The 24,620-nt window shown below is 66.3% G+C and carries 20 protein-coding genes and 6 pseudogenes; 14 read left to right on the plus strand and 12 right to left on the minus strand.

Going from position 1 to position 24,620, the window contains the following annotated elements:
- The first annotated feature begins 20 nt into the window (after window positions 1-20).
- The 5 genes and pseudogenes from ACUDAL_RS01700 to ACUDAL_RS01720 all read left to right on the plus strand — a co-directional run bounded on the left by ACUDAL_RS01700 (window position 21) and on the right by ACUDAL_RS01720 (window position 5,303).
- Window positions 21-1,297, plus strand: a pseudogene (locus ACUDAL_RS01700) (ABC transporter ATP-binding protein).
- Entirely contained in the window at window positions 1,294-2,628 is a 1,335-nt protein-coding gene (locus ACUDAL_RS01705) for an ABC transporter substrate-binding protein (RefSeq protein ID WP_444676908.1), read from the plus strand. Before ACUDAL_RS01700 ends, ACUDAL_RS01705 begins: the two are co-directional and overlap by 4 nt.
- A gap of 157 nt (window positions 2,629-2,785) precedes the next feature.
- The gene (locus ACUDAL_RS01710) at window positions 2,786-3,646 is read left to right on the plus strand and encodes a carbohydrate ABC transporter permease (RefSeq protein WP_444679281.1); all 861 of its coding nucleotides are present in this window, start codon (window positions 2,786-2,788) and stop codon (window positions 3,644-3,646) included.
- Entirely contained in the window at window positions 3,643-4,485 is an 843-nt protein-coding gene (locus tag ACUDAL_RS01715) for a carbohydrate ABC transporter permease (RefSeq protein ID WP_444676909.1), read from the plus strand. The genes ACUDAL_RS01710 and ACUDAL_RS01715 overlap by 4 nt, the downstream gene beginning before the upstream one ends.
- Before the next feature lie 50 nt (window positions 4,486-4,535).
- Window positions 4,536-5,303: a MauE/DoxX family redox-associated membrane protein gene (locus tag ACUDAL_RS01720; RefSeq protein ID WP_444676910.1), complete on the plus strand. Its 768-nt coding sequence runs from the start codon at window positions 4,536-4,538 to the stop codon at window positions 5,301-5,303.
- A 9-nt stretch (window positions 5,304-5,312) separates the two neighbouring features.
- On the opposite strand, the gene ACUDAL_RS01725 is transcribed toward ACUDAL_RS01720, so the two are convergent.
- Both ACUDAL_RS01725 and ACUDAL_RS01730 read right to left on the minus strand, forming a co-directional pair.
- The gene (locus ACUDAL_RS01725) at window positions 5,313-5,885 is read right to left on the minus strand and encodes a gamma-glutamylcyclotransferase (RefSeq protein WP_444676911.1); all 573 of its coding nucleotides are present in this window, start codon (window positions 5,883-5,885) and stop codon (window positions 5,313-5,315) included.
- A pseudogene (locus tag ACUDAL_RS01730) lies at window positions 5,882-6,780 on the minus strand (DMT family transporter). The gene ACUDAL_RS01725 and the pseudogene ACUDAL_RS01730 overlap by 4 nt, the downstream one beginning before the upstream one ends.
- Before the next feature lie 220 nt (window positions 6,781-7,000).
- On the opposite strand from ACUDAL_RS01730, the gene ACUDAL_RS01735 reads away from it, so the two are divergent.
- Window positions 7,001-7,129: a hypothetical protein gene (locus ACUDAL_RS01735; RefSeq protein WP_444676912.1), complete on the plus strand. Its 129-nt coding sequence runs from the start codon at window positions 7,001-7,003 to the stop codon at window positions 7,127-7,129.
- The gene (locus ACUDAL_RS01740) at window positions 7,117-7,422 is read left to right on the plus strand and encodes a hypothetical protein (protein WP_444676913.1); all 306 of its coding nucleotides are present in this window, start codon (window positions 7,117-7,119) and stop codon (window positions 7,420-7,422) included. Before ACUDAL_RS01735 ends, ACUDAL_RS01740 begins: the two co-directional genes overlap by 13 nt.
- A gap of 181 nt (window positions 7,423-7,603) precedes the next feature.
- On the opposite strand, the gene ACUDAL_RS01745 is transcribed toward ACUDAL_RS01740, so the two are convergent.
- The 5 genes and pseudogenes from ACUDAL_RS01745 to glcD all read right to left on the minus strand — a co-directional run bounded on the left by ACUDAL_RS01745 (window position 7,604) and on the right by glcD (window position 12,624).
- On the minus strand, window positions 7,604-7,855 hold the full coding sequence (locus ACUDAL_RS01745) for a hypothetical protein (RefSeq protein ID WP_444676914.1): 252 nt from the start codon (window positions 7,853-7,855) through the stop codon (window positions 7,604-7,606).
- Between the two features lie 285 nt (window positions 7,856-8,140).
- Window positions 8,141-8,542, minus strand: a complete 402-nt coding sequence (locus tag ACUDAL_RS01750) for a GlcG/HbpS family heme-binding protein (protein ID WP_444676915.1) — start codon at window positions 8,540-8,542, stop codon at window positions 8,141-8,143.
- 216 nt (window positions 8,543-8,758) lie between these two features.
- Window positions 8,759-10,007: pseudogene (gene glcF, locus ACUDAL_RS01755) on the minus strand (glycolate oxidase subunit GlcF).
- A gap of 18 nt (window positions 10,008-10,025) precedes the next feature.
- A pseudogene (gene glcE, locus ACUDAL_RS01760) lies at window positions 10,026-11,116 on the minus strand (glycolate oxidase subunit GlcE).
- 11 nt (window positions 11,117-11,127) lie between these two features.
- The gene (gene glcD, locus ACUDAL_RS01765) at window positions 11,128-12,624 is read right to left on the minus strand and encodes a glycolate oxidase subunit GlcD (RefSeq protein WP_444676916.1); all 1,497 of its coding nucleotides are present in this window, start codon (window positions 12,622-12,624) and stop codon (window positions 11,128-11,130) included.
- A gap of 196 nt (window positions 12,625-12,820) precedes the next feature.
- Between glcD and glcC the strand changes: the two genes are divergently transcribed.
- On the plus strand, window positions 12,821-13,597 hold the full coding sequence (gene glcC / locus ACUDAL_RS01770) for a transcriptional regulator GlcC (RefSeq protein WP_444676917.1): 777 nt from the start codon (window positions 12,821-12,823) through the stop codon (window positions 13,595-13,597).
- A 94-nt stretch (window positions 13,598-13,691) separates the two neighbouring features.
- On the opposite strand, the pseudogene ACUDAL_RS01775 reads toward glcC, so the two are convergent.
- A pseudogene (locus ACUDAL_RS01775) lies at window positions 13,692-15,529 on the minus strand (L-lactate permease).
- Between the two features lie 358 nt (window positions 15,530-15,887).
- On the opposite strand from ACUDAL_RS01775, the gene ACUDAL_RS01780 reads away from it, so the two are divergent.
- The 3 genes and pseudogenes from ACUDAL_RS01780 to ACUDAL_RS01790 all read left to right on the plus strand — a co-directional run bounded on the left by ACUDAL_RS01780 (window position 15,888) and on the right by ACUDAL_RS01790 (window position 17,767).
- A complete protein-coding gene (locus tag ACUDAL_RS01780) occupies window positions 15,888-16,595 on the plus strand; it encodes a glutathione S-transferase N-terminal domain-containing protein (RefSeq protein WP_444676918.1) in 708 nt (235 codons plus the stop codon).
- A gap of 19 nt (window positions 16,596-16,614) precedes the next feature.
- Window positions 16,615-17,303 (plus strand): annotated as a pseudogene (locus ACUDAL_RS01785) (glutathione binding-like protein).
- Window positions 17,304-17,419: 116 nt separating this feature from the next.
- On the plus strand, window positions 17,420-17,767 hold the full coding sequence (locus tag ACUDAL_RS01790; RefSeq protein WP_444676919.1) for a phasin family protein: 348 nt from the start codon (window positions 17,420-17,422) through the stop codon (window positions 17,765-17,767).
- A gap of 72 nt (window positions 17,768-17,839) precedes the next feature.
- On the opposite strand, the gene ACUDAL_RS01795 is transcribed toward ACUDAL_RS01790, so the two are convergent.
- The 3 genes from ACUDAL_RS01795 to uraD form a co-directional block, all read right to left on the minus strand.
- Window positions 17,840-18,451 carry a phosphoribosyltransferase gene (locus ACUDAL_RS01795; RefSeq protein ID WP_444676920.1) on the minus strand — a complete coding sequence of 204 codons (612 nt, stop codon included), beginning with the start codon at window positions 18,449-18,451 and terminating at the stop codon, window positions 17,840-17,842.
- 212 nt (window positions 18,452-18,663) lie between these two features.
- The gene (locus ACUDAL_RS01800) at window positions 18,664-20,046 is read right to left on the minus strand and encodes a uracil-xanthine permease family protein (protein WP_444676921.1); all 1,383 of its coding nucleotides are present in this window, start codon (window positions 20,044-20,046) and stop codon (window positions 18,664-18,666) included.
- A gap of 369 nt (window positions 20,047-20,415) precedes the next feature.
- Entirely contained in the window at window positions 20,416-20,943 is a 528-nt protein-coding gene (gene uraD, locus ACUDAL_RS01805; RefSeq protein ID WP_444676922.1) for a 2-oxo-4-hydroxy-4-carboxy-5-ureidoimidazoline decarboxylase, read from the minus strand.
- A gap of 171 nt (window positions 20,944-21,114) precedes the next feature.
- Here uraD and uraH point away from each other — a divergent pair, with 171 nt between their 5' ends.
- The 3 genes from uraH to ACUDAL_RS01820 all read left to right on the plus strand — a co-directional run bounded on the left by uraH (window position 21,115) and on the right by ACUDAL_RS01820 (window position 23,614).
- The gene (uraH, locus tag ACUDAL_RS01810) at window positions 21,115-21,468 is read left to right on the plus strand and encodes a hydroxyisourate hydrolase (RefSeq protein ID WP_444676923.1); all 354 of its coding nucleotides are present in this window, start codon (window positions 21,115-21,117) and stop codon (window positions 21,466-21,468) included.
- 69 nt (window positions 21,469-21,537) lie between these two features.
- Complete coding sequence (locus ACUDAL_RS01815) at window positions 21,538-22,740, plus strand: urate hydroxylase PuuD (protein WP_444676924.1); 1,203 nt, start codon at window positions 21,538-21,540, stop codon at window positions 22,738-22,740.
- A gap of 130 nt (window positions 22,741-22,870) precedes the next feature.
- Window positions 22,871-23,614, plus strand: coding sequence for a GntR family transcriptional regulator (locus ACUDAL_RS01820; protein ID WP_444676925.1), 744 nt, complete (start codon window positions 22,871-22,873; stop codon window positions 23,612-23,614).
- A gap of 108 nt (window positions 23,615-23,722) precedes the next feature.
- On the opposite strand, the gene ACUDAL_RS01825 is transcribed toward ACUDAL_RS01820, so the two are convergent.
- Window positions 23,723-24,538, minus strand: a complete 816-nt coding sequence (locus tag ACUDAL_RS01825) for an aspartate/glutamate racemase family protein (RefSeq protein ID WP_444676926.1) — start codon at window positions 24,536-24,538, stop codon at window positions 23,723-23,725.
- Window positions 24,539-24,620: the final 82 nt, after the last annotated feature.

The raw sequence follows: 24,620 nt of genomic DNA on the forward strand, positions 1-24,620 counted from the left end.
ATGGGCAACGCGGACGCAGCATGAACCCAGACAACAATAATCAGGGTCAGGATCAGGACCCGCAGCGCCAGCCAACCGGCTCACGGGCCGCTACGCGAGACCACCCGCGCATCCGGCTCGAAGCCGTGAGCAAGCGCTGGGGCGAGTCCGCTGCCGTCGACGGCATCGGCTTCGACGTGGCGTCGGGGAGTTCGTCATCCTGCTCGGCCCCTCGGGCTGCGGCAAGTCGACCACGCTGCGCATGATCGCCGGGCTCGAGCAGGCCTCTTCCGGTCGCATCGAGATCGGCGGGCGCGACGTCACCCATCTGCCGCCGGGCGACCGCGGCATCAGCATGGTGTTCCAGTCCTACGCGCTGTTTCCCCACCTGAGCGTGGCCGACAACATCGTCTTCGGCCTGCGCAGCCGCAAGGTGCCCAAGGCCGAGCGCCGCGAGCGGCTGGCGCGGGTGGCCCAACTGGTCGACCTCGAAGCCTATCTCGAGCGCAAGCCGGCCCAGCTCTCCGGCGGCCAGCGCCAGCGGGTCGCACTGGCCCGGGCGATCATCTCCGAACACCCCATCTGCCTGATGGACGAGCCGCTGTCCAACCTCGACGCCCGCCTGCGCGGCGAGATGCGTCGCGAGATCAAGGCGCTGCAGCAGCGGCTCGGCATGACGGTGATCTATGTCACCCACGACCAGGTCGAGGCGATGAGCATGGGCGACCGGGTGATCCTGATGCAGGACGGCCGCATCGTGCAGGACGCCACCCCGAGCGAACTCTACGAGCGCCCGGCCAGTGCCTTCGCCGCCGGCTTCATCGGCAGCCCGGCGATGAACCTGGTGACGCTCGCCGCGGCGGCGGACGGCGCGGTGATCGACGGCGAGCCGCGCTGCAGCGTGGCGCCCCACGCGGCCAAGGGGCACTGGCTGGGCCTGCGCCCGGAGGAGATCCGCCTGCTGCCGGCCGACGCTCCCGGTGTGCCCGCCGAGGTGATCGATGCCGAATACCTCGGTGCCGACAGCATCGTGCGGCTCAAGGTCGGCAGCCAGCAGCTGCGCGCCCGCCTCGACGGCAGGCCGTCGCTCGCTGCCGGCTCGCCCTGTCGGCTGCAGTGGCGGCGCGAGACGGCGCACTTCTTCGATGCAAGCGATGGACAGCGGCTGGCGCTGACGGGGCACGACCTGGCCGCACCGCCCGGGCGCCATCGCTTCGAGCCCGGGCTCTCCAAGGCGGCAGGTTCGATATTGCAAGACCGCGAGGCGCGAGCCTCGTCCTATCCCGCAGGGTACGACTCTTCAGGAGTGAACCGATGAACGCACGCTTCTCTCTAGCAGGTGGCTGTCCAGCCGCTGGCAGTCTCGTCAAGGGCGGCAGGCTGGGTGCCGCGGCGGTGGCCGGGCTGTTGGCCGCCGGTTCGCTGAATGCCCAGGCCCAGACCGAGCTGACCCTGTACTACCCGGTGGCCGTGGGCGGCGCCCTGACCGACGTGATCGACGGTCTGGTGGCCGAATTCGAGAACGAGCATCCGGATATTTCGGTGAATGCCATCTACGCCGGCAACTATGACGACACCCGGGTTCGTGCCATGTCGGCCATCGAGGCGGGCAATGCGCCGCAGCTGTCGGTGCTGTTCTCCATCGACCTGTTCGACCTGCTGGAGCAGGACGCCATCGTCTCCTTCGACTCGGTGATCGAAACCGACGAGGAGCGTGAGTGGCTCGATGGCTTCTACCCCGGGCTGATGGAGAACGGCCAGATCGACGGACAGACCTACGGCATTCCCTTCCAGCGCTCCACCATCGTGCTTTACTGGAACAAGGACGCCTTCGAGGCGGCCGGGCTCGACCCCGAGACGCCGCCCGAGAACTGGGAGGAGATGGCGGAGATGGCCGCCGCGGTGCGCGAGGCCAGCAACGGCCAGCAGTGGGGCGTGATGGTGCCCTCCACCGGCTATCCCTACTGGATGTTCCAGGCCTTCGCCTTCCAGAACGGCCACCGGCTGATGAACGAAGAGGGCACCGAGGTCTACTTCGACGACCCCGCCGCCATCGAGGCGCTGGAGTACTGGGTCTCACTCTCCCAGGAGCATCAGGCCATGCCCGACGGCACCATCGAGTGGGGCACGCTGCGCCAGAACTTCATCGAGCAGGCCACCGCCATGATGTGGCACACCACCGGCAACCTCACCGCGGTGCGCAACGAGGCCGGCTTCGACTTCGGCGTGGCGATGTTGCCCATGAACACCCAACGCGGCAGCCCCACCGGCGGCGGCAACTTCTACCTGTTCAAGGACTCAAGCGAGGAGGAGCAGCGCGCGGCGATGACCTTCATTCGCTGGATGACCGACCCCGAGCGCGCTGCAGCCTGGTCGATCGAGACCGGCTACATGGGCGTGAGCCCGGCGGCCTACGAGACCGAGGCGCTGCGCAACTACGTCGAGGAGTTCGCACCAGCGGCGGTGGCCCGCGACCAGCTCGAGCACGCCACCGCGGAGCTGGCCACCTACCAGGGCGGGCGAGTGCGTCGGGCGCTGGACAACGCCGTGCAGGCGGCATTGACCGGCCAGATGTCACCCGAGGAAGCGCTCAAGCAGGCCCAGGCCGAAGCCGATGCGGCGTTGCGCCGCTACGCCCGTTCACGCTGAGGGGCTTCGCCGGGGACAAAGGTCAAAGAGGAGGCGCTGTGAATCCCTCCCTGGACGCTACATTTGCCATCCAGGGCGGGACCTCCTGCTTGACCTCTCCCCGGCTCGTTCACAGCCCAGGAGGCCAACCCGAGTGATCCAAAACGCCGACCGACGTATGCAGATCTACGGTGCGCTGTTGCTGCTGCCGGCGGCGGTGCTGCTCGGCACCTTCGCCTATCTGCCCACCGTGGCGACGTTGATCAACAGCTTCTTCCTGCCCGGCTTTCGCGGCGCGCCGCCGGCGTTCGTCGGGCTGGAGAACTACGCCATGCTGGTGGAGGACCGCACCTTCTGGCGGGTGGCGCGCAACAACCTGATCTATGCCCTCGGCACCATTCCGACTTCCATCGCCCTGGCGCTGGGCATGGCGCTGTTCGTCAACGCCCGCCTGCCGGGGCGGGGCTTCGTGCGCATGGCCTATTTCACCCCGACCATCCTGCCGATGATCGCCGCGGCCAACATCTGGATGTTCTTCTACGCACCGCAGATCGGCCTGTTCAACAAGCTGCTCGGCGCGTTGGGGCTCTCCGGGGTCAACTGGCTGGGCGACCCCAGCGTGGCGCTGACCTCGGTGATCGTGATGACGGTATGGAAGGAGGCTGGTTTCTTCATGATCTTCTACCTGGCGGCGCTGCAGAGCATCCCGCCGGAGCTGAAGGAGGCCTCGGACCTGGAGGGTACCAGCCGCTGGAGCTTCTTCTGGCGGGTGACCTTCCCGCTGCTGATGCCGACCACGCTGTTCGTACTGATCAATGCCCTGATCAACGCCGTGCGGGTGGTCGATCACCTGTTCATCCTGACCAAGGGCGGGCCCAACAACGCCACCAACCTGCTGCTCTACTACGTCTACGAGAATGCCTTCTCGTTCTTCGACCGCACCTATGCCGCCACCATCACCGTGGTGATCCTGCTGGTGCTGGCGGTGGTGGCCACGCTCAAGTTCACCGTGCTCGACCGCAGGACGCACTATCAATGAACCGAGCCATCAGCCCCGCCGCCAGCCGCTTCGCCCTGCGCGTGCCGAGTCTCGAGACCATGGCCGCCTGGCTGCTGGCCATCATCTGGATCTTTCCGCTGCTCTACGCTATCTGGGCCGCCTTCCATCCGCCGGCCTACATGGTGCGCTTCGATCTGTTCGCTCCGATCACGCTGGACAACTTCGCCAACGCCTGGGCCCAGGCGCCGTTCGCCCGCTATTACCTCAACACCTTCCTGCTGGTCACCGGGGTGGTGCTGGCGCAGTTCGTGGTCTGCACCCTGGCGGCCTTCGCCTTCGCCCGCTTTCCCATTCCCGGGCGCGACGTGCTGTTCATGCTGGTGCTGATCCAGCTGTTCGTGTTCCCCGAGGTGCTGATCGTGGAGAACTACCGTATCGCCAGTGGACTGGGGCTGGTCGACACCATCACCGGCATCGGCCTGCCTTACGTGGCCAGCGCCTTCGGCATCTTCCTGCTGCGCCAGACCTTCAAGACCATCCCCCGCGAGCTGGAGGAGGCCGCCCGGGTGGAGGGCTGCAGCTGGATGGCGATCCTGCTCAAGGTCTACGTGCCCCTGGCCAAGCCCACCTACCTGGCCTACGGCCTGGTCTCGATCAGCCACCACTGGAACAACTTCCTGTGGCCGCTGGTGGTCACCAACTCGGTGGAGAGCCGCCCGCTCACCGTGGGGCTCGGCATCTTCTCGGCGCCGGAAACCGGCGTCAACTGGGCCACCGTCAGCGCCGCCACGCTGCTCAGCATCGCGCCGCTGCTGGTCGCCTTCCTGCTGTTCCAGCGCCAGTTCGTGCAGTCGTTCCTCCGGGCGGGGATTCGCTGACGCTCTCATTGGCTACCCTTGGGGAAATGCATGACCCAAGGAGAGACGTCATGGCTCATGGACAGCCAGTGGGGCAGGGCAAGCAGGCCACGCTATACCGCATGGTCATGAAGGAGCACCTGTGCCCCTTCGGCCTCAAGAGCAAGGACTTGCTGAAACGTGAGGGTTTCGAGGTGGAGGATCACCACCTGACCACGCGGGAGGAGACGGAGGAATTCAAGCAGACGCATGACGTCGATACCACGCCCCAGACCTTTATCGACGGTCGACGCATCGGCGGCTACGATGAGCTGCGCGAGTATTTTGGCAAGGACTCGCCGGGCGAGGATGAAACTACCTACCAACCGGTGATTGCACTGTTCGCCACGGCACTTCTGATGGGGCTTGCCGTAAGCTGGACCGCGACCGGTTCCTTGCTGAGCGCGAGGATGCCGGAGTACGTCGTGGCCATTGCCATGGCCCTGCTGGGGCTGCAGAAGCTCAAGGACGTGGAGAGCTTCAGCACCATGTTCCTCAACTACGATCTGCTGGCTCAGCGCCAGGTGCGCTACGGCTACGTCTATCCCTATGCCGAGACGCTGGCAGGCATCCTGATGCTGGCCGGGGCGCTGGTCTGGCTGGCCGCTCCCGTGGCGCTGTTCATCGGCACGGTGGGCGCCGTCTCGGTGTTCAAGGCGGTCTACATCGACAAGCGAGAACTCAAGTGTGCCTGCGTGGGTGGCGACAGCAAGGTGCCGCTGGGCTTCGTGTCGCTCACTGAGAATCTGATCATGATCGCCATGGGGCTATGGATGCCGCTGCGCATGTACGTCCTGTGAGCACCGGCGCTAGTGGTCGCCAGGGAGCGCCCTGATCCGTTCGGCAAGTGCGAAGACGTGGCTGTCCTCGGCGCCGAGCTCTTCCAGGGCGGTGGCGAGATGGAGCAGGTAGTCGCGGTTGGCGCCGCTGGGGCCGTGAGCGGCAGCGATCTGGTGGGCCATCTCGTCGAGCGGGGCGGCGCCGAGAAAGGCGGCATTGTCCGCCGTGGCCAGGTAGATCAGCCCCTCGGCGTGGTCGCCCTCGGCGAAATGCAGCGTCACCCGCTCGCGCAGGTAACCGTTCTTCTCGCGCACGTCGAGCGGGCCGAGCGCCTCGGCATCGATGCGGTAGGCCATGCCCTGGCAGACCGCGCCGGGCGCCTCGATCAGCGTGGCCACCCGCCCCGGCGCCTGCGGCGTGCCGCGATGATCGTGAGAGCCCTGCCAGAAGCGTCGCGCCCAGCCTTCGATATGGGCGGGGCGGCGCTCGTGGTAGGGGAACTCGGCCTTCCAGATCAGCGAGCCGTAGCCGAACAGCCACAGGGTCTGGTCAGCGTCGAAGAAGTTTCTTTCCCGATTGAGGCGTGTGGTATCGAGCGTCATGGGCTGCGGGTGGCTCTGCGGAGGAGCGGTTGGGTCAGGGTCTGGGCCATGAGCACCCCGGCCAGTACCAGCACGCCGCCGACCAGGTGGAACAGGGCAATGCGCTCGCCGAGGTAGGCCATGGCGATCAGCGCGCTGAACAGCGGCATCAGGTTGATGAAGATGCTGGCCTGGCTGGCGCCGATCTGGCGGATGGCGCGCATCCACAGGAAAGTCGTAATGATCGAGGCGGGTATGCCGGCATACAGGATCAGCCAGACGTTCTGTGCGTCCACCGGGGTCATCGGGCCCATCAGGTAGGGTGGCAGCAGGAACAGCACGGCGAACACCACCTGGGCGTAGAGCAGTACCCAGGGCGGCAGGTCCAGCGGCCAGCGCTTGAGCATCACGCCGTAGAGGGCGTAGCAGGTGGCCGCCACCACCATCAGCAGGTCGCCGAGCGCTACCTCGAGCTCCAGCAGCGAGAGCGGGTCGCCGCGACCCAGCAGCACCAGCACGCCGAACAGGGCGACGAGCCCGCCGACGGTGCCGCCGAGGCTAGGTGCCTCGCGCAGGATCAAGGCGCTGAGCAGCACCGTGAGCAGCGGTACCATGGCGGCCAGGATGCCCATGTTGGTGGCCGAGGTGGTTTCGGCCGCCACATAGGCCAGCCCCTGCCACAGCCCCATGCCGAGCAGGCCGAGGGTGGCCAGCTTGGCCCATTCACGGCGTATGGTGTGGCGATGACGCCAGGCGGCCGGCAGCAGGAAGGGCGTGAGCACCAGCAGCGCCAGCACCCAGCGCAGGAAGGCGATGCTGCTGGGGGCGATGGCGCCCACGGTGAGCTGGTTGATGGTCATGTTGCCCGACCAGATCAGCACGGCGCCCAGCGGGGCAGGAAATAGAGCAGCGGCATGGCGGTTTCTCGAGCAGGAGTGGCCCCGCTGTGCCGAGGCCGTGCAAAGCCCCCATGATATCGGCCCGCTGCGGCGCTGCAACTGGTAAGGAGGCTAATGAGCCACGGCAGCGAGGCGGCGGCTTGGCGACGGGCGAATCGTGCCTATGCTGTTAGCGACAAAGTGGAACTGCGGCAAACCGAGCCACGCAGTCCAGGGCCAAGCACTCAAGGAGAGATCATGACATTACGACATCACCGTGCCGGGTTGGGGCTGTGTGCCGCGCTGGTGCTGGCCGGCTGCGGCGACGACCAGCAGGCGGCGGCGCCCGAGGAGGGCCGGCGCTGCAGGATGCCGTGGCCTACGTAGGGCGCTGGGCGGCGGAGCCTGCCTGGTGCGCCCGCGGCGGCGAGGATCGCACGATCACCCTGGCACCATCGCGCCTGGAAGGCCACGAGAACCTGTGCGAGATGGAAGTGGAGCGGGAAGGTGACGAGGTCTGGATGGCACAGCTCGATTGTCGCGGCGAGGGCATGCGCAGCGAGGAGCGGATTCGCCTGGCGTTGCAGGAACACGAGGTGCTGACTCTGACCTGGCTGGACCGCGACGGCGCCGAGGTGACCCTGCAGCGCTGCCCGGAGCCAGGCGCCGAGTTGGACTGAGCCCGCCCTGAACGAAGCTGGCGGTTGCCCTGGTGGCTAATCAGTAGCCGGCTAGCCAGCAGGCGGTTGTCTTGCTGGGTAGCGACACCTGCAGGCGGCGGGTAGTCGACGCTGGATGCCGAACCTGCGGCGAGCCGAAGCAAGGGCCATACGACCTTTGTCGGCTCGCCGATTCAGGGTGTCATGCGTCCAGGATCTCCTTGGCTTCGTTCAGTGCCTCCTCCGACTGGGCGTGGTCGCCCTCGTTGTGATACTGCTCTCCCTGTTCGCGCAGTTCGCGGACTCGCTCAAGCTCGTCCTCGCTGAGCTGAGCGACCTTATCCTCGTCCTGCAACGCCTCGTCGATGTCGGCCATGAGCGCAGGGCACATGTGCGCCCAGGCCGGTGCCATGAAGGCCATCAGCACCAGTGCGGCAAACAGTTTCTTGACCATGACGGGTTCCTCCCGTTGGGCGCAGCCATGTCGGCACCGACCCTGGCCGGCCTGATGGATCTTGCGTTGGAAGCCTCGCCATTGTGAGATACGCCGCGAACGGCGTGCGGTACGCAAGGCAATGGCGAGGCTGCCGTCAGTATAGGCAGCCTGGGCGCGGGGGAAAGGAACTCGACCCATGCCAGGAACACGACGGCCTAGGACGCGATGAGCAAGAACAACAGCGCCCCGCCCTTGTGAAGGGGGCGGGGCGCTGTTGTCGGCCTTGTTGCCGGCCCGAAAGGCTCAGGCGACGGCGGCGATACCGGCCTTGGCGATCTGTACGTCCTGATCGGGCTTGACGCCGGAGACGCCCACGGTGCCGGCCATTTCACCTTCGACCATTACCGGCACGCCGCCGGCCAGCAGGCCCTGCATCGGCGCGGAGAGGAAGGCGTTGCGCCCGCCGTTGATCATGTCCTCGAAGGCCTGGGTCTCGCGGGCGCCGAGCGCGGAGCTGCGCGCCTTCTGAGTGGCGATGTCGGGGGTCATGGCCGGGGCGCCGTCGAGGCGGCGCAGGCCGAGCAGGTGGCCGCCGTCGTCGGCCACGGCGATGGTCACTTTCCAGCCGTTGGCTTCGGCTTCTTTCTGGGCCGCGTCGAGGATGGCGTTGACGTCGGTCAGGGTAAGTACGGGTTTGGTCTTCATGGGGCTCTCCTTTTGAAATAAAGAACATTGGCGATGCGGAGCTAGCAGCTCTCCCGGTGAAGCACGGGGCTGTTCCGGCGACAGGCCCCGGGGCGCCGGACCGACGAGGAGGCGCTGTGAACCCATCCCTGGGCGCTACCGATGCCATCCATGGCATCGGACCTCCTCTTCGGCCTGTCCCCGGCGCCCCTCGCCTTGGGCGACTATTCGCAGAGGCTAGCTGGTTACGGGCGTTGGCAGGGCCTCATCGACAATCTCTATCCAATGCCTGACCGGCGTGCGCCCCGCGCCGTTGAGGTGCGTCTGGCAGCCGATGTTGGCGGTCACGATGGTTTCCGGGTTGCCGGCCTCGAGGGCGTTGAGCTTGTTGTCGCGCAGCTGCATTGAGAGCTCGGGCTGGGTGATCGAGTAGGTGCCCGCCGAGCCGCAGCAGAGGTGGGCATCCTTCACCGGGGTGAGGGTGAAGCCGAGCTTGACCAGCACGCCCTCCACCGCGCCGCCGAGCTTCTGGGCGTGCTGCAGGGTGCAGGGGCAGTGGAACGCCAGCCGGCGGCCCTCGTTGACCTGAAGGCTCGCCAGCTCCTCGTCGCGCAGGACCTCGACCAGATCCTTGGCCAGCTCACTCACGCGCCGGGCCTTGTCGGCGTAGGCGGGGTCGTCCTTGAGGATGTCGCGGTACTCCTTGACGAAGGCGCCGCAGCCGCTGGCGGTCTGCACGATGGCTTCCGCGCCGGCCTCGATGTGCGGCCACCAGGCGTCGATGTTGGCCCGTGCGCGGGCGCGGCCGTCGTCCTGGGCGTTGAGGTGAAAGTCGATGGCGCCGCAGCAGCCGGCCTCGGCCACCGGCGTGAGGCCGATGCCCAGGCGGTCGAGCACCCGCGCGGTGGCGGCGTTGGTATTGGGCGAAAGGCCCGGCTGCACGCAGCCTTCGAGGATCAGCATCTGGCGTGCATGGCGCTGGTGGTCGGGGCGCGTGCCGGCGTCCACCGGGCTGGGCGGCAGCTTGTCCTTGAGCTTGCCGGGCACCAGCGGCTTGAAGGTCTGGCCCAGCTTGAGCAGCGCCTGGAAGCGCTTGGGGTCGACCAGGGCCTTGCGCAGGGCGTAGCGCTGGGCGCGGTCGGCGCGGCTGCGCGGCACGCGGCGCTCGATCTCGGCGCGGCCGATGTCGAGCAGCTTGTGGTACTCAACGCCGGAGGGGCAGGTGGTCTCGCAGTTGCGACAGGTGAGGCAGCGGTCCAGGTGCAGGCGGGTCTGCTCGGTGACGTTTTCGCTGTCGTCCGGGTTTTCCAGCATCTGCTTCATCAGGTAGATGCGCCCGCGCGGCCCGTCGCGCTCGTCGCCCAGCAGCTGGTAGGTGGGGCAGGTGGCGTTGCAGAAGCCGCAGTGCACGCAGCTGCGCAGGACGCGGTCGGCTTCCTGGATCATGCGGCTGCTTGAGGGCTTCTTCAGTGAAGTGCGTCTGCATGTCGAAATCCTGTGCGTCTCAGAACGCCGCGTAGAGCCGGCCGGGGTTGAAGATTCCCTGGGGGTCGAGCTGGGCCTTGAGATTGCGGTGATACTTCACCAGCACCGCGGGCAGCGGCGTGAAGGGGTCCACCTCGGCCGGGCGCGGGCCGTAGCAGGTGGCATGGCCGCCAGCGGACTGGCAGGCGCGGTGCACCTGTTCGGCGTCGAGCCCGGCGCGCAGCCAGCGCTGGGCGCCGGCCCAGTCGTGGATCATCTCGCGCTCGTCGACGGCAGGCAGGTCCAGCGCCGGAGCGCGGTGGGGCAGCGAGAGCCGCCACAGCGGGGCGCCTCCTTCGCTGAAGTAGGCCAGGCGCTGGTCGCGTAGGGCGTTCCAGAAGCCGCCGTCGAGATCGTCGCCGCCGATGCGTGCACGGGTGGCGGCCACCGAGCTCGGCCCGCCCTCCAGGCGCAGGTGCAGGGCGCCGTCGAGCCAGGCGGCGGCGCTGATCGGCAGCGGCTCGCGACCCCACTCGGCCAGCCGACGGCGGGCCTCGTCGAGGGTGAGCTCCAGCTGCAGGCTGTGGGTGGCGCCGGGAATCGGCAATACCTTGAACGAGACCTCGGTGATTACCCCGAGGGTGCCCTGGGCGCCCACCATCAGCCGCGACAGGTCGTAGCCGGCGACGTTCTTCATCACCTCGCCGCCGAAGCGCTGCTCGATGCCTTCGTGGTTGATCACCCGCGTGCCGAGTACGAAGTCGCGCACGCTGCCGGCCCAGGGCGACGCGGCCCGGACAGGCCGGTGGCGACCATGCCCCCCACGGTGCTGGCCTCGCCGTAGCGCGGTGGCTCGAAGGGGAGCATCTGGCCTTGTTCGGCCAGCGCGGCCTCCAGTTCCGCCAGCGGGGTGCCGGCGCGTACCGAGACGACCAGCTCCACCGGATCGTAGAAGCTGATGCCGCGGTGCTCGCGGGTGGAGAGCTCGCTGCCCTCCACCTCTCGGCCGTAGAAGTAGCGGGTGTCGCCGCCGACGATGCGCAGCGGCGTGCCCTCGGCGCCGGCCTGGCGGATGCGCTCGGCAAGGGCCTCGCTGGCGTCATGGGCTTGGGGTTGCGTTGCGTTTGCCATGGTTACTCCAGTCAGCCCTGCGGTGCGGCCGGGGCGCTGTCGGCTGCCGCGCTCTTGATAGTGCGGAATTCCGAACAGCGCGCCGGGGTGGGGATGTTCTTGCCCGGGTTGAGCAGGTCGCTCGGGTCGAAGGCGGCCTTGGCGGCGCGGAAGGTGGCCAGCTCGTCGGGGCGGAACTGGGCGCACATCTGGTTGATCTTCTCGCGGCCGACGCCGTGTTCGCCGGTGATGGTGCCGCCCACCTCGACGCACAGCTCGAGGATCTCGCCGCCCAGCGCCTCGGCCACCGCCAGCTCGCCCTCGCGGTTGGCATCGAACAGGATCAGCGGGTGCATGTTGCCGTCGCCGGCGTGGAAGACGTTGGCCACCTTCAGGCCGTAGCGCTCGGAGAGGTCGCTGATGCCCTTGAGCACCCGCGCCAGCTCGCGGCGCGGGATGGTGCCGTCCATGCAGTAGTAGTCGGGCGACATGCGGCCCACCGCGGGGAAGGCATTCTTGCGTCCGGCCCAGAACCGGGCGCGCTCGGCGTCGTCGCGGGCCTGGCGGATGCCGGTGGCACCGGCCTTTTCCAGCACCCGGCGCACGGTTTCGCAGTCGTCGTCGACGTCGGCCTCGACGCCGTCGAGCTCGCACAGCAGGATCGCTTCGGCGTCCACCGGGTAGCCGGCGCCGATGAAGTCCTCGGCGGCGATGATGGCCAGCTTGTCCATCATCTCCAGGCCGCCGGGAATGATGCCGGCGGCGATGATGGCGCCCACCGCGTTGCCGGCCTTCTCCACGTCGTCGAAGCTGGCCATCAGCACCTTGGCCACTTCGGGCTTGGGCAGCAGCTTGACGGTGATCTCGGTGACCACGCCGAGCATGCCCTCGGAGCCGTTGAACAGCGCCAGCAGGTCGAAGCCGGGGGCGTCCAGCGCATCGCTGCCCAGCGTCATGCGCTCGCCTTCGATGGTGAGGATCTCGACCTTGGTCACGTTGTGCACGGTGAGGCCGTACTTCAGGCAGTGCACGCCGCCGGCGTTCTCGGCCACGTTGCCGCCGATGGAGCAGGCGATCTGCGACGAGGGGTCCGGGGCGTAGTAGAGCCCGTAGGGCGAGGCGGCCTCGGAGATGGCCAGGTTGCGCACGCCGGGCTCGACCCGGGCGATGCGCGCCTCGGGGTCGATCTCGAGAATGCGCGAGAAGCGTGACATCACCAGCAGCACGCCGTGCTCCAGCGGCAGGGCGCCGGCGGAGAGGCCGGTGCCGGCGCCGCGGGTCACCACCGGCACGCCGAGGCGATGGCAGGCCACCAGCAGCTTCTGAACCTGCTCCAGCGAATCGGGCAGTGCCACCAGCAGCGGCAGGGTACGGTAGACGGAGAGCCCGTCGCACTCGAAGGGACGCATGTCCTCTTCCCGGTGCAGCAGGGTCATGCCCGGCACGGCCTGAGTCAGGCTGTCGCGAATGGCGGCCCGGTCCAGCGTCGGCGCCGGGCCGTCGAGTCGTTCGTCGTAGAGGATGTTCATGCAGGCGCCTCGTTGCGAGTCTTGGCGGCAGGTAGCGTTGTGCAAACGCCAATTTGCGCTCAGCCGGCAAGGCTGTCCAGTCTGCGGTCTACTGGTATGACCAGTTGTTGATTACTATATTGGAAATAGTTTTCATGATACACCATGTCGGGCTCGCCTGCGCCCGTCAAGGCGGCTCGTCATGCAAGGAGGAAGCATGCCCCCGGAGAACGACCACGTCCTGCCGACGCGCACCCCCGATGCGGTGGCGGCGCGCCTCGAGCAGCTGATCCTCGACGGCGTGTTTCGCCCGGGCCAGCTGCTGCCCTCGGAGCGCCGGCTGTGCGAGCGGCTGGGCGTGTCGCGCACCTCGCTGCGCGAGGGGCTGCGGGTGCTGCGCAGCAAGGGCATCATCGCCACCCGCCAGGGCCGCGGCTCGGCGGTAGCGGCGCTGGTGCCGGGGCGCGACGACAGCCCGCTGATGCACCTGTTTCGCGACCACCCGCGCACCCTGTTCGACCTGCTGGAGGTGCGCGCGTTGCTCGAGGGCGAGTCAGCCCGGCTCGCGGCGGAGCGGGCCACGCCGGCCGACCGGGTGCTGATCCAGCGCCGCTACGAGGCGATGGCCGACTACGTGGTGAACCGCGAAGGTGTCGACGTCGAGCGGCTGGCCCACCTCGACCACGCTTTTCACCTGGCGATCTGCCAGGCTTCGCACAACCCGGTGCTGGTACATACGCTGCAGTCGCTCACCGACCTGCTGCTCAGTTCGGTATTCGCTTCGGTGAAGAACCTCTATCACCGCGAGGCGCCGCGGCAGATGATCAATCGCCAGCACGCCCGGCTCTATCGTGCGGTGATGGAGGGCAAGCCCCAGGCGGCAAGGCGCGCGGCACTGGACCACCTGACCGGCATCGAGGCGCAGCTGCGCGAGATCGAGGCCGAGGATGAGCGCCTGGAACGCTCGGCCATGCGCCTTGGTGAGTGGGAGTGATGCGCTGCGACTTCGCCTCGCACACGGAGCCCTCTACCAACGAAGCCGCCCCCGGGGAACCCGGGGCGGCTTCGTGCAGCATAGCGAGGCTGGCTTACTCCTGTTCGAGCTCGGCCTCTTCTTCCCCGAGCTCGGCTTGGGCCTCGGGCGCCTCGGCGGCGTCATCCGCCACGCCCACGCCCACGTCTTCCACCGGCGGCTCCGATACCTGCTCGGTCGCGGCCGGCTCTGTCTGCGCCACTTCCATCAGCGGGTCGGTCACGCCGATCACGTAGAAGGCGATCATGGCGACGAGGCCGGTGACAACCAGGTAGTAGAGCGTCGGCAGGATGGTCTTGCGGATGGTGATGCCTTCACGACCCAGCAGGCCTACGGTTGCCGAGGCGGCCACCACGTTGTGAATGGCAATCATGTTGCCCGCCGCGGCACCCACCGCCTGCAGCGCCACCATCATCGCGGTGGAGACACCGAGAGCCTGGGCCACGTTGAACTGGAACTCGGCCAGCATCAGGTTCGACACGGTATTGGAACCGGCGATGAAGGCACCCAGCGCACCCACGGCAGGCGCGAAGAACGGATAGACGTCGCCCACGCTGTCGGCCACCAGCTGCGCCATGGCCACCGGCATGGAGACCAGGTCCGCTGCGTTGACGCCGGAGTTGATCAGGATCCGCACCATGGGGATGGTGAAGATCAGCACGAAGCCGGCACCCAGGATGGTCTTGGAGGACTCGCCGAAGGCCGCCTTGAGTTCACCCAGGCGCATGCGGTGCAGCAGCGCGGTGACCAGCACCACCATCAGCAGGATGCCGCCGGGCAGGTAGAGCGGGGCGATGCTGCCGGAAACGCCGGCTTCACCGAGGATGTTGCTCCAGCCGAAGGTCCAGGCGTTGAGCGCCTGACGCAGCGGCTCGACGGTGCGCGACGCTACCAGGAACAGGGCCAGCAGCACATAGGGAGCCAGCCCATGAAGGTGGAGATCGGCGCCTTGCCGGCGATGTCATCCAGTTTGATCTCGAGCTTGCCGATCCACTCGTCCGGCCAGGACTTGCGCTCCGGGAAGTCCCAGGTGTCCTTGGGAATCAGGAAGCCGCGGCGTGCGGCAGGCACGACGATGGCCAGGCCGACCATGGCGCCAATCATCGACGGGAATTCCGGACCCAGCAGCACGCCCGCCAGCACGTAGGGCACCACGAAGGCGACACCGGCGAAGATGGCGAAGGGGGCGATCGACAGACCTTCCTTCCAAGATTTGTTGGCACCGAAGAAGCGGACCATGATCACCACCATGATCAGCGGCATCAGGATGCCGGCGATACCGTGGATGATGGCGACTTCGGCCGAAATCAGGCGGAAGTACTCGAGCCAGGTGTAGCCGCCGGCTTCCAGCTCGGCGGTGATGCCTGCCGAGTTGATGCCGCCGGTCACGCCGACCACGATGGGTGTGCCCACGGCGCCGAAGGAGACCGGCGTGGACTGGATCATCATGCCCACCACCACGGCGGAGAGCGCCGGGAAGCCCAGCGCCACCATCAGCGGGGCCGCCACGGCCGCCGGCGTGCCGAAGCCCGAGGCGCCCTCGATGAAGCAGCCGAACAGCCAGGCGACGATGATCGCCTGCACGCGGCGGTCGGGACTGATTCCCGAGAAGCCGTTACGGATCGCCGTGATGCCGCCCGAATGCTTGAGCGTGTTGAGCAGCAGGATGGCCCCGAAGATGATCCACAGGATCGATACCGTCAGGATCAGACCCTGCAGGGTTGAGGCCAGCACTCGGTTGAAGCTCATCTCCCAGGCCAGCAGGGCGATCAGCGCAGTGACCAGGTAGACGATAGGCATGGCCGTCTTGGCGGCCATACGGAAACCGATCAGCAAGACGCCGGCCAGTATCAACGGCGTGAAAGCGAGCAGAGCTAGCGTCGTCTCTGTCATGTAACGTACCTCTAGGCTTTTGTTGGGCAGGGTGTCGAGCAGCGGCCGGCAGGAGAGGCTGACCTGAGCGCCGTCGATGGAACGGAACGATACGGAGTGCGTGGAAAACTTGCCATCCTTGGGTAATTGGTATGACCAATCTAATATCGCCTGGCGAGGGGTTGCCATTTCGCTTTTTATCGAAAAAACAAGCCCATGCCGCCATTATTTTAATGGAAAATGTTTCCAGTGATAGCCTCGAATTAGACTAATGGACAGCCTTGCCGCGGCTTTCAGCGCGTTGGGTCGAGCCATTGGCAACCTGGCCGAAAGGCTGGCACTATCGGTTCATTAACATCCACGGATGCAGGAGAACGACATGGCGAGGGTGCTCTACGAACTGTGCGGGATCGATGAGGCGCTGCGGTTCTCTCCTTACTGCTGGCGAGTGCGCTATGCCCTGGCCCACAAGGGCCTCGACGTGGAGACCCGCCCCTGGTACTTCACCGACAAGCAGGCGCTGGCCTTTGCCGACCATGACAAGGTGCCGGTGCTGGTCGACGGCGACACCACCGTGACCGACAGCTACGAGATCCTGCGCCACCTCGACCGCACCTACCCCGAGCGCCCGCTGCTGGGCGACGGGCTTGCCGCGGCGCGGGCCCGCTTCTTCAAGCACTACACCGAGCGCTCGCTGCAACCCGCCATGCTGCGCACCATCGTCATGGACCTGCTCAATGCCATTCATCCCAAGGATCGCGACTACTTCCGCAGCTCGCGCGAGCAGCGCTTCGGCCGCACCCTGGAGGAGTTCCACTCCCCGGCCAAGGGCCTGGCCCAGCTCGACGCCGCCCTCGAGCCGCTGCGCGGCTGCCTGAAGGAGTCGGACTACCTGGACGGCGATGCGCCCGCCGGGGCCGACTACCTCGTGTTCGGCAGCTTCATGTGGGCGCGGGTGGTCTCCACGGCCGACCTGGTATCGAACGCCGACCCGGTCTACGGCTGGATCGAACGCATGTTGGACGCCTACGACGGGCTGGGGCGCCAGGCCATGCGCATCTCCGACATCGAAGGCGCCTACCGCTGAGGCGGGCCGGGAGGGAAAGATGATCGAGCTCTACTACTGGACGACGCCCAACGGGCACAAGGTCACGCTCTTTCTCGAAGAGGCGGGGCTTGATTACCAGCTGCGCCCCGTCAACATCGGCCGCGGCGAGCAGTTCCTGCCCGAGTTCCTCGAGGTCGCGCCCAACAACCGGATACCGGCCATCCTCGACCGCGCGCCCGCCGACGGCGGCGGCCGCTGGCGCTGTTCGAATCCGGCGCGATCCTGGAATACCTCGCCGACAAGTGCGGCCAGTTTCTACCGGCGTCGGGCCGGGAGCGCTACGTCGTGCTGCAGTGGCTGCATTGGCAGATGGGTGGGCTTGGCCCCATGGCCGGGCAGAACCACCACTTCCGCCACTACGCACCGAAGAAGATCGAGTACGCCATCCAGCGCTACATGAACGAGACCTCACGGCTCTACGGTGTGCTTGACCGGCGGCTCGACGACCATGAGTTCGTCGGCGGCGATGCCTACTCCATCGCGGACATGGCCATCTACCCGTGGATCGTGCCGCACGAGCGCCAGGGCCAGGATCTCGAGGAGTTTCCCAGCCTGGAGCGCTGGTTCCAGCAGATGGCGAGGCGCCCGGCCGTGGTGCGTGCCTACGCACTTGCCGAGGAGGTCAACCCCCAGGCGGGAGAGCCCATCGACGATGAGGCAAGGCGGCACCTGTTCGGTCAGCGGTAGCGACGCGGGGCACAATGCTGCATCGCAATAAAAATGTTGCGCCGCACAAACCTCCTTGCTATGCTGCAATGCAACAAGGCCCTTCACGCCTTGCATTGCAACCCTGGAGGTGACCCATGAGCAAGACCCAAGAGAAAACCCAGCAGCAGTTCGAAGCCTTCTTCTCCACGCCGGTTCGCGCCTACGGTTCGCTGACGCTGGAATACTACGAGAAGCTTCTCTCTGCACAGTTCGAGATCTTCCGTAGCTACAGCGAAATCGGTATCGCCCAGGCGCGCAGCTGGCTCGACGTCAAGGACGCTGACAGCCTGAAGAAGGTCGTCGAGTCCCAGCAGAAAGCTGCCAAAGAGTTTGGCGAGCGTCTGCAGGGCGACACCAAGAAGGTCGTCGACCTGAACCAGGAATTCCTGCAGCGGGGCCAGAAGCTGGCCGAGCAGAACCTGAAGAGCGCCAGCAGCCAGTAAAGCGGGCAGCGCGGAACCCAAGGGCCATCGCCGTCGTCGGCGATGGCCCTTGTTTTTGTCGTCGGCCTGACGTCACCCCCGCAGCAGGGCCAGGACCTCGTCCTCTTCCACCTGGCTGAAGTCCGCGTAGAACTCACCCACCGACATGAAGCGCTCGGGCGCCTCCAGGCAGACCACCTCGTCGGCCAGCGCGGCGAGGCGCGCCAAGGCGCTGGGCGAGGCGGTGCCCAATGCCGCGATCAGGCGCTGCGCTCGCCCCTGCAGGGTTCGCAGGGCGGCTTCCATGGTGGCGCCGGTGGCGCTGCCGTCATCGACTACCACTACCACGCGGCCCTCCGGGGCAATCGGGGCCCGAACTGGCGTGTAGCGCCGACGGCGCGTCGCGATCAGCTGTCGCTGTCGCTCGGCTTCGCGTTCGATGGCCTCCGGCGGGAAGTGCGATGCCGCCTCGTCGAGCTTCAGGGTGCCGTCTTCACTGATGGCGCCTATCGCGAATTCGGGGCTGCCCGGGGCGCCGACCTTGCGTACCAGCACCACGTCGAGCTCACCGTCCAGTGCGTCGGCCAGGCAGCGGCCCATCGGCACGCCGCCGCGGGGGATGGCGAGAATCAGCGGATGGCTTCCCTGTAGGTGGGCAAGACGCGATGCCAACTGCTCGGCGGCGTCCTGGCGATTGCGAAACATGTCGCTTCCTCGCTATGTGGACGGTGTCGTCACCAGTGTAGCCTCGCCAAGGCCGTGGGACGGGTGCAGCGGCAGGTGGTTCGAGCAAGCGTGAGGCAAGTGCAGCGGGAAGCAAGTGCAGCGGGAAGCAAGTGCAGCGAAGAGCGAGGCAGGAAGCAAGCCAGTGGAAAGCGGGAAGTGGGCCGGCCGAGCAATCTCGGCCGGCCTTGTGTTCAGGCGTTGGAATGCGTCTCCTTGCCCTTGGCCAGCGACTCTTCAGGCATTTTCCGCTGCGGCTTGCCCGGCAGAACCGCATCCAGCAGCAGCGCGGCGAGGGCTGCCGGCACCAGGCCCGACTTCAGCAGCAGGCCGGCCTGGCCGGGCATGGTCTCGGCGATGGCCTCCACCGCCGGCAGGCCGATGCCCAGGCTCATGGCCACGGCGATGATCAGCATGGCGCGCTGGTTGAGCTCGCACTCCTGGATGATCTTGAGCCCGGCCGAGGCGATCATGCCGAACATCACCACGCCGGCGCCGCCCAGTACGGCATGGGGCATGGCCGCGACCAGGCCGCCCAGCTTGGGGAACAGGCCCATGCAGATCAGCAGGATGCCGCCGATGGTCACCACGTGGCGGCTGACCACGCCGGTCAGGGTGATCAGGCCCACGTTCTGGGCATAGGCGGTATTGGGCAGCGTATTGAATACCGCGGCGAACGACGTCGCCACGCCATCGGCCATCACGCCCCCGGAGAGTTCGCGGTCCTTGGCCTGGCGACCGGCGCCGCCGATGGTGATGGCGGAGATATTGCCGATTGTCTCGAGCCCCACCACGAACATGATCAGCGTCATGCCGATGATGGCGGTCAGCTGGAATTCCATGCCGTACTGCAGCGGCCTGGGAACGGAGAACCAGGCGGCGTTGGCGACGCTGGAGAAGTCGACCATGCCCAGCGCGATGGCTACCAGGTAGCCGCTCACCAGGCCCACCAGGATGGAGGCGGCCTTGAGGAAGCCGCGGCCGAACTGATGCACGACGATGGTGACCACCAGCACAAACAAGGCCAGGCCAAGGTTGGTGGGCGAGGCGAAGTCATCGGCCCCCACGCCGCCTGCGGCATAGTTGAGGCCCACCGGCATCAGGGTGATGCCGATCAGCAGCACTACGATGCCGGTCACGACCGGCGAAAACCAGTGGCGAATCTTCTTCAGAAAGGCCCCCAACCCCACCTGCAGCATGCCGGCGACCAAGGAGGCGCCCAGTACGGCGGGGAGGCCGAAGGTGCCGGCCAGCGGCAGCGCCACCGGCAGGAAGCCGAAGCTGGTGCCCTGCACGATGGGCAGGCGGGCGCCGATGGGGCCCATGCCGATGGTCTGGATCAGGGTGGCGATGCCCGCCACGAACAGAGCCACCTGAATCAGGAAGATCTGTTCGCCGGTGGTGGCGCCGATGACGCCGGCGATGATGATTGGTGGCGTCACGTTGCCGGCAAACATCGCCATGATGTGTTGGATGCCCAGCGGAATCGCCTTGCCCAGCGGCGGCATGGCGTCCGGGTTCTGGTTGACGGTACGAGAGGGTTTGGCGGGCTGAGAAACGGGTCCAGCGTCGGTCATGGTCAGGCTCTCGAGTTGTTGTTGTCTTGGTGTTGTCTTAGCGTGGCGAGATGTGCGCACGCTGGGAAATTAATGTACACAATTGACCTTTATTTAAAAGACAATTTACGGTTATTTTTGTCTCTCACTAGGAAGATTACAATAAAAACAACAGCTTGATGGCGTTATTTTGACCGTTTGGTCATATCTAAAGGGCCGCTTGGCCGGGAAGGTGGGCGCTCTCCGTGTGCATAGAGAGCCTGATATGCGTGAGTCTGAGGTCGGTGAGACGGAAGCCAGCCGGAAGGTGCCGCGAAATCGGAATGGAAGGGCAGCGGGGGCGAAGCCGGAGGCAACGACAGCGCCGAGCGGGCGGCGCTGACGTAGCGATCAGGATGAAGCGCGATCGTCCAGGCGAAAGCGGGCGATCCGGTTGATCTGCTCGATGGCGGTGCGGCGCTCCTCCTCCCGGTCGTTTACCAGGCGCGCCTCGAAGGCGGCAAGAATCGCGTACCGGTCGCTGCCCTTCACCGCCATGATGAACGGGAACTCGAACTTCTCTTTATAGGCGGCATTGAGCTGCTCGAAGCGTGCCATTTCCTCCGGTGAGCATTGATCCAGCCCTGCGCCGGCCTGCTCACGGGTCGAATCGTCGGTCAGCTCACCGGCGATGGCCGCCTTGCCGGCCAGGTCGGGGTGGGCGCGAATGACTTCCAGTTGGCGTTCTGGCGGCGCGATTCGCAGGGTATGGCCCATGGCCTTGGCCAGGCCCTCAGGGGTGTCGTGCTCGGGTGTCAGCCCGCGCTCCCAGGTCAGCTCGGCCACCCAGGGCGAATGTTCATAGATATCACCGAAGCGGGACACGAAAGTAGTGCGGTCGAGGGTGCTGGGGCGAGGCGTGAGGATGTTGTCGGGCATCGGGTAGCTCCGTGGTAGCGGTGATGGATGTTGCTCTTGAAAGTGTATACAAAAAAATTTTGAAATGTACTACCGAAAGCGCTAAAACTGTTCTCATGAATCGGAAGGAGCGTCCGGTGCACGCCGGACGCCCTCAGCTGGCCTATGAGCATCACACACAGGAGCGACGAGATGGGACGACTTACCACCCATGTACTGGATACCGCGCAGGGCCGACCCGGCCAGGGCATTCGCATCGAGGTCCTGCGCCTGGAAGGCGAGCGGCGCACGCCGCTGAAGACGGTCACGACCAATGAGGATGGCCGCTGCGATGCCCCCATCCTGGAGGGCGAGGACTTCCAGGCTGGCGAATATGAGCTGGTGTTCCATGCCGGCGACTACCTGCGCGCGCAGGGCGTGGCGGCAAGCGAGCCGCTGTTTCTCAATGTGATCCCGCTGCGCTTCGGCGTGTCCGATGCGTCGCAGCACTACCACGTGCCGCTGCTGCTCTCACCGTATGGGTACTCTACCTATCGTGGCAGCTAGGCCGGAGCTGAGCCGACGTGCCCCTCGGCCACGGGCCGCTGAACAACAACACTGAACGAGAGCTCCTCAATGCAAGCGTACCTGCTGGAATTCGTCAATTTCATGCTGCGGTGGTTGCACGTCATCGCGGCGATTGCCTGGATCGGTGAGTCGATCTATTTCGTGATGCTGGACAACGGCCTCAAGACGCCTAAGGAGGAGGCTTGCCGCAAGAAAGGCGTCTTCGGCGAGATGTGGGCGGTTCATGGGGGTGGCTTCTACCATAACCAGAAGTACGCCACGGCGCCGGCCCGGCTTCCCGAAGACCTGCACTGGTCATTCTGGAAGTCCTATACCACCTGGCTTTCCGGTTTCGCCCTGTTCGTGCTGCTGTACATGACCAATCCCGGCTTCTACCTGGTCAATCCCAACAGCCCCTGGGAGTGGGCCGCCAACATGAGCGGCTGGCAGGCCAATGTGCTGGCGCTGGTCTTCCTGCTGGGTGGTTGGGTGGTCTACAACGAGCTGTGCAAGCGCATCAGCCCCAACATGGAACGTGACGGCGTACTCAGCCTGGCGGTGGCGGTGCTGATGGTAGTGGTGGCCTATCTCAGCGTGCAGATGTTCTCGGGACGCGCGGCCTTCCTGCTCACCGGTGCGGTCATGGCAACCGCCATGTCGGCCAACGTCTTCTTCTGGATCATCCCCGGCCAGCGGCGCATGGTCAACGCGATGAAGGCCGGCGAACAGCCCAATCCGCTCGACGGCAAGCGCGGCAAGCAGCGTTCGGTGCACAACACCTATTTCACGCTGCCGGTAGTGCTGCTGATGATCAGCAACCACTACTCCTTCGTGTACAGCCATGAATACGCCTGGGTGCTGATGTCGTTGTTCATCTTTGCCGGCGCCCTGATCCGCCAGTTCTTCGTGCTGATGCACGCCGGCAAGATCCAGCCGGCCTACCCGGTCGCCGGGGTGGCATTGATCCTGGTCGCGTTCTGGCTGGCGGCCCCCACGCAGCGGGCGCCGACCGGGGACGGCATGGCCGAGGCGCCGAGCCAGGAGCGGGTGCAGTCGTTGATCGAGCAGCATTGCGTGGCCTGTCATTCTCGCCAGCCGACCCAGCCCGGCTTCGCCGCGCCGCCCGCCGGTGTCACCTACGACAGCTGGGATCAAATCCTGCTGCAGAAGCCGCAGATCCAGCAGGTGGTGAGCAGCCGCTACATGCCGCTGGGCAACATGACCGGCATGACCGACGAAGAACGTGAGGAGATCGCTGCCTGGCAGCAATGACCGTAGCTCCAACGGCATGACCCTGCCGCCCTCGGCGCCGCCTTACGGTGGGCCGAGGGCGCTGTCTTTGGTTCGATAGTCTGGCGTCGAAGCGTATACAATGAGCCGAGAGACGGACTAGGAGGGGATCATGAACCAGCGGCAGCGCCTGGCCGAAGGCGACCCGAGCAAGGCAAAGCCTCGGCGCCTGGGCAAAAACGGGGATGGGGCCGAACGCCATGAGGCGATCTATCGCACCATCAGCGATGCCATCATCGAACATCGCCTGAAGCCCGGGGCTCGTCTGCGCGAGGACGCCCTGGCCGAGGTGTTCGGCATCAGCCGCACCGGGGTGCGCAAGATCCTGCAGCGCCTGGCGCTGGAGCAGCTGGTGACGCTGACGCCACGGCGCGGTGCCAGCGTCACGCGGCCTACCGCCGACGAAGCCAAGGATGTGTTCGATGCACGCCAGATGGTGGAGTGCGGGCTGATGCCTGAGGTGGCGCGCCAGATCACCGCCGCCGACGTGGAGGAGCTGCGTGAGATGGCACGCAGCGAGCGCGAGGCGCTGAGGTCGGGCGAGCAGAGCCGGGCCATCAAGCTCTCTGCCGCCTTCCACGAGCGCCTGGCCCAGCTTTCTGGCAATGCCACCCTGGCGGCCTTTGTCGGACAGCTCTGCTCACGCTCCTCGCTGATCCTCGCCGTCTATGGCAGCGCCGGGCACCTGGGCTGCGAGTCCCACGACCACGACGACCTGATCGGCTACCTGGAGGCGGGCAACGGCGAGCGGGCGGCCGCCTTCATGAGCCGTCATCTCAAGGCCATCGAGGCGTCGCTCTCCATCGTCGAGGAGGAGGAGGAGGCGCCGGACCTGCATAGCATCTTCGGCGGCTGATCACGCGCGCGGACTTCCCAAATGCAAGACCCGGGCCATTGGCCCGGGTCTTGAGTCAGTGCGGCCAGTACTCAGGCGCCGCTGGCAACTGCCGCCGACCGGAGGCGGTCACTCCGCGGTCTGAATGGCCTCGACCGCTGCACGGGCCGCGGCCTTGACGGCCACGACCAGGGGAACATCGAACTGTGGCTGGAGCCGGAGTGCCGAGGCAGAGAGCGGGCCACCACCCATGATCACCGCCTGGGCTCCGTCTTCTTCAACAGACTCCTTCACTGCCTCGGCGAGGGCGGCATCGAGCTTGTCGGGTGACTGGACCAGCTCGGTTGGATCACCCGGGGTCACCCTGACGCCGCGATAAAGCTGCTCGTAGCCCAGGGAGGCGGCTTTTTGCCTGAAGGATTCGATCAATGCCTCGTCGGGCGTGACGGTCACGATGCCGAACACCCTGTTGTCCCGCGCCGCCTCATGGAAGACTTCCTCTCCGATGCCGAACACCGGGATATCGACGCTTTCCCGCAGCTCCTCGAGCCCGGGATCACTGAAGGCCGAGACGATAATGGCGGCAACGTTGTGATCCCTGGCGGCTTCGACGCCCAGCGTTACAACCCCGGGGGCGGCATCAATCATATCCTGGGGTGTCGTGAGCAGGGGTGGGGCGTCCCTGTTGGTTCTCTCCACCACTTCTGCGACCCCCTGGTTTCCAGTCTGGCAAGGTCGGCCATCGATCTGGTGGACTCGGTGTTGGAGTTGGGATTGATCAGAGCGATGGTCTTCACTGGAGATGAACCGTTCGTCGCCTGATTCGTTGCATCTTGATTGGCCTGTGCAAGCGGCGTCGCAAGAAAGACGCCCAGCAGGCAACAGGTGGCCAGTTTGAGGCGTGAGGAGTGCAATCGAGCCTGGGGCATGGGGTGGAGCCTCCACGAGATTATGGGCGAGTGGCAAAGAGATGGCAGCGCATCGAGGTGCAGGAGCGATAGATCCCGCCCGGCAGCTGCCGGGCGGG

The organism is Halomonas sp. E19, assembly GCF_052439355.1.
Taxonomy (GTDB): domain Bacteria; phylum Pseudomonadota; class Gammaproteobacteria; order Pseudomonadales; family Halomonadaceae; genus Halomonas.

Bases quoted from the DNA above. Each gene is read 5' to 3' on its own strand.
- ACUDAL_RS01705 (WP_444676908.1), top strand. From the start codon at position 1,294: ATGAACGCACGCTTCTCTCTAGCAGGTGGCTGTCCAGCCGCTGGCAGT.
- ACUDAL_RS01710 (WP_444679281.1), top strand. From the start codon at position 2,786: ATGCAGATCTACGGTGCGCTGTTGCTGCTGCCGGCGGCGGTGCTGCTC.
- ACUDAL_RS01715 (WP_444676909.1), top strand. From the start codon at position 3,643: ATGAACCGAGCCATCAGCCCCGCCGCCAGCCGCTTCGCCCTGCGCGTG.
- ACUDAL_RS01720 (WP_444676910.1), top strand. From the start codon at position 4,536: ATGGCTCATGGACAGCCAGTGGGGCAGGGCAAGCAGGCCACGCTATAC.
- ACUDAL_RS01725 (WP_444676911.1), bottom strand. From the start codon at position 5,885: ATGACGCTCGATACCACACGCCTCAATCGGGAAAGAAACTTCTTCGAC.
- ACUDAL_RS01735 (WP_444676912.1), top strand. From the start codon at position 7,001: ATGACATTACGACATCACCGTGCCGGGTTGGGGCTGTGTGCCGCGCTG.
- ACUDAL_RS01745 (WP_444676914.1), bottom strand. From the start codon at position 7,855: ATGGTCAAGAAACTGTTTGCCGCACTGGTGCTGATGGCCTTCATGGCA.
- ACUDAL_RS01750 (WP_444676915.1), bottom strand. From the start codon at position 8,542: ATGAAGACCAAACCCGTACTTACCCTGACCGACGTCAACGCCATCCTC.
- glcD (WP_444676916.1), bottom strand. From the start codon at position 12,624: ATGAACATCCTCTACGACGAACGACTCGACGGCCCGGCGCCGACGCTG.
- glcC (WP_444676917.1), top strand. From the start codon at position 12,821: ATGCCCCCGGAGAACGACCACGTCCTGCCGACGCGCACCCCCGATGCG.
- ACUDAL_RS01780 (WP_444676918.1), top strand. From the start codon at position 15,888: ATGGCGAGGGTGCTCTACGAACTGTGCGGGATCGATGAGGCGCTGCGG.
- ACUDAL_RS01790 (WP_444676919.1), top strand. From the start codon at position 17,420: ATGAGCAAGACCCAAGAGAAAACCCAGCAGCAGTTCGAAGCCTTCTTC.
- ACUDAL_RS01795 (WP_444676920.1), bottom strand. From the start codon at position 18,451: ATGTTTCGCAATCGCCAGGACGCCGCCGAGCAGTTGGCATCGCGTCTT.
- ACUDAL_RS01800 (WP_444676921.1), bottom strand. From the start codon at position 20,046: ATGACCGACGCTGGACCCGTTTCTCAGCCCGCCAAACCCTCTCGTACC.
- uraD (WP_444676922.1), bottom strand. From the start codon at position 20,943: ATGCCCGACAACATCCTCACGCCTCGCCCCAGCACCCTCGACCGCACT.
- uraH (WP_444676923.1), top strand. From the start codon at position 21,115: ATGGGACGACTTACCACCCATGTACTGGATACCGCGCAGGGCCGACCC.
- ACUDAL_RS01815 (WP_444676924.1), top strand. From the start codon at position 21,538: ATGCAAGCGTACCTGCTGGAATTCGTCAATTTCATGCTGCGGTGGTTG.
- ACUDAL_RS01820 (WP_444676925.1), top strand. From the start codon at position 22,871: ATGAACCAGCGGCAGCGCCTGGCCGAAGGCGACCCGAGCAAGGCAAAG.